Source organism: Cobetia sp. (assembly GCF_983723665.1).
In genome coordinates, this window is record NZ_CFDJES010000222.1 from 1 (window position 1) to 3,122 (window position 3,122).

The following is a 3,122-nucleotide window of genomic DNA, read 5'->3' on the forward strand; positions in this document are numbered from 1 at the left end:
ACCTCTCAATGGTAGCCATCGGTATGACGGACCTTGCCCTTGAACACGAAGTAGCTCCACGCCGTATACACCAGGATGATCGGCAGGATGAAGAGCGTGCCGACGAGGGCAAAGCCCTGACTTTGTGGCGGAGAGGCCGCTTCCCAGATCGTCACATGACCGGGAATGATGTCAGGCCACATGCTGATGCCGAAACCGCTGTAGCCCAGGAAGATCAAGGCCAGCACCAGCAGGAAAGGCTGGGCATGATATTCAAAGGCGACGGCGCGGATCAGCGCATAACCGGCCAGCACTACCAGCACTGGCACCGGCAGGAACCAGAACAGCTGCGGCAGCGTGAACCAGCGTTCGGCGATGGCGGGGTGCGCCAGCGGAGTCCACAGACTGACGGCCGCGATCATGATCAATACCCACAGCGTCAGCGGGCGCGTCAGGGCAAACATGCGCGCCTGGAGAATGCCTTCGGTCTTCATGATCAACCAGGTGCTGCCGAGAAGCGCATAGGTGAACAGCAGCGCCACACCGCAGAACAGCGGGAAGGGTGACAGCCAGTCCAGCGAACCGCCGCTGAAGTGAACCCCATCGAAGGCGATGCCCTGGATGTAGCCTCCCAGTGCGACGCCTTGACTGAAGGTAGCCAGCACCGAGCCGCCCACGAAGGCCTTGTCCCACCAGTGGCGACTCGCGTCCGAGGCCTTGAAGCGAAATTCGAAGGCGACACCGCGGAAGATGAGGCCGATCAACATGGCGACAAGAGGAATGCTCAGGGCTTCCAGCAAGACGGCGTAGGCCAGCGGGAAGGCCGCGAACAGCCCCGCGCCGCCCAGCACCAGCCATGTCTCGTTGCCATCCCACACGGGCGCCACGGTATTCATCATCACATCGCGGTCCACCTTTTCCTCCACCCACGGGAAGAGAATGCCGATGCCCAGATCAAAGCCGTCCATGATCACGTACATCATCAGGCCGAACAGGATGATGCCCGCCCAGATGACAGAAAGGTCGATACCCATAGCGTTCATCGCTCCGGTCAGTGAGTGGTGCCGTCGAGAGATTCCTCGATGGCCGACAGTGGACGGGATGGCGTGCGTGGCTTGCCGGGGCCGCCGCTGGGGGCGTGACTGTCATCACCCTCAGGCCCTTTCTTGATCAGCTTGAAGATGTAGTTGATCCCCGTGCCGAAGACGATGAAGTAGACCGTGACAAAGGCTGTCAGGCTGATGCTGAGGTGAACGGCACTGTGGGCAGAGACGGCATCTTCCGTTCTCATCAAGCCGTAGATCACCCACGGCTGGCGGCCGACCTCGGTGGTGAACCAGCCCGCGAGTATCGCGATCAGACCGGCCGGCCCCATGGCGACGGCCAGTCTCAGCCAGCGCCGCGAGGTGAAGAGCCTGCCCTTGCGGGCCAGATAGACACCCGAGAGGCCGAGCAGAATCATCGCAAGGCCCAGGCCGACCATCAGGCGGAAGCTCCAGAACACGACGGTCGAATTGGGGCGGTCGGCGGCGGGGAAGTCCTTGAGCGCCGGCACCTGCTTGTCGATGTCATGCATCAACAGCAGGCTGCCGAGGGCCGGAATCTCGAGCGCAAATCGCGTCTCTTCGCGCTGCATGTCGGGCACACCGAACAGGATCAACGGCGTCGGTTCCCCATGGCTGTTGTCCCAATGGCCTTCGATGGCCGCGATCTTGGCCGGTTGGTGCTTGAGCGTATTAAGGCCATGCATGTCGCCGACGAAGGCCTGCAGCGGGGCGGTCACCATCAACATCAGCACCGCCATGACGAGCATCTTGCGCACTTCCGGGGTGTCGCGTTTCTTGAGCAGCAACCAGGCGGCGGAGGCAGCGACGAACAGCGAGGTGCTCAGGAAGGAGGCCAGTGCCATGTGGGCCAGGCGATAAGGGAAGGAGGGATTGAAGACGATCGCGAGCCAGTCGACCGGCACGACGATGCCATCGATGACCTCATGCCCCTGAGGGGTCTGCATCCAGCTGTTGGACGACAGGATCCAGAACATCGAGACCAGGGTGCCGAGCGCCACCATGCAGGTCGAGAAGAAGTGCAGGCCGCGGCCGACGCGATTCCAGCCAAATAGCATCACGCCGAGGAAGCCGGCTTCGAGGAAGAAGGCGGTCAGCACTTCATAGGTCAGCAGTGGCCCGGTCACGCTGCCGGCAAAGGCCGAGAAACCGCTCCAATGCGTGCCGAACTGGTAGGCCATGACCAGCCCTGACACCACGCCCATCGCGAAGTTGACCGCGAAAATCTTCGACCAGAAATGATAGAGGTTGCGGTAGACCTGTGTGCCCGTCTTCAACCACATGCCTTCCAGCACCGCCAGATAGCTGGCGAGGCCAATGGTGATGGCCGGGAAGATGATGTGAAACGAGATGGTGAAGGCGAACTGTATCCTGGCCAGGTCGATGGCCTCGGTGCCGAACATGGCAATGTCTCCTGAGTAGGCGGCAAGGGGGACGGCCCTGCCTGAATCTTCGCCGCTACTCTAGGGAGCCACCGGAAGCCATAACAGGCTCAGTTGTGCGAGAAAAAACCATATCAGTTGCGAGCTGAATCTTGGTCAGTCGTTAAATGCCCGTGAGCCAGCCAGGTGGTCTGGCGAGAATCCAGCAAGGCGAGTCGGGCAGGAGGGCGCACTCTGATTCACGTCAGCACTATGACGGGGTCAGGCGCGTGCCACATCGCCCTTGGCGGCAGGCCCCGCCATGGCGGGCTCTTGCGCACCCTGCTAGGGCACGCGTGCGGCATCAAGGCATGCAGCCAGGGTGCGCAACAAGGTGCGACATCCAGGTGTGGCAAGCGGCTGGCGCGCGAGTGACATGTGCCGCAAAAGGCTGTTTTCGCCCCCGCGGATGACGAGTGAAGACTGTGTGGCAAGGCGGCCACAAGGGCTGCGGCATTTGCGCGCACTCATGCGCGGATATACTCGAGGCACTCCTCGCACCTCGCATGCAGCCTGAGCGGTCCGCGTTTCAGGCTGCCTTGAGCAATTCACCCAATGTCTGCATGGCGCGCTCTGACGCCGCATCCCATGGGTGGCCGTAGCTCAAGCGAATGCAATGCTTGAAGCCCTGGGTGGCCGAGAAGATAGGCCCCGGCGC

2 protein-coding genes are annotated in these 3,122 nt (G+C 61.9%); both read right to left on the reverse strand.

Translation table 11 applies throughout. The features are described 5' to 3' along the window. Window positions 1-5: 5 nt before the first annotated feature. Window positions 6-1,013 carry a cytochrome d ubiquinol oxidase subunit II gene (cydB, locus tag AC4FAH_RS14095; protein WP_024952510.1) on the reverse strand — a complete coding sequence of 336 codons (1,008 nt, stop codon included), beginning with the start codon at window positions 1,011-1,013 and terminating at the stop codon, window positions 6-8. A gap of 17 nt (window positions 1,014-1,030) precedes the next feature. After that, window positions 1,031-2,446, reverse strand: coding sequence for a cytochrome ubiquinol oxidase subunit I (locus tag AC4FAH_RS14100; RefSeq protein WP_035160064.1), 1,416 nt, complete (start codon window positions 2,444-2,446; stop codon window positions 1,031-1,033). Between the last annotated feature and the right edge of the window lie 676 nt (window positions 2,447-3,122).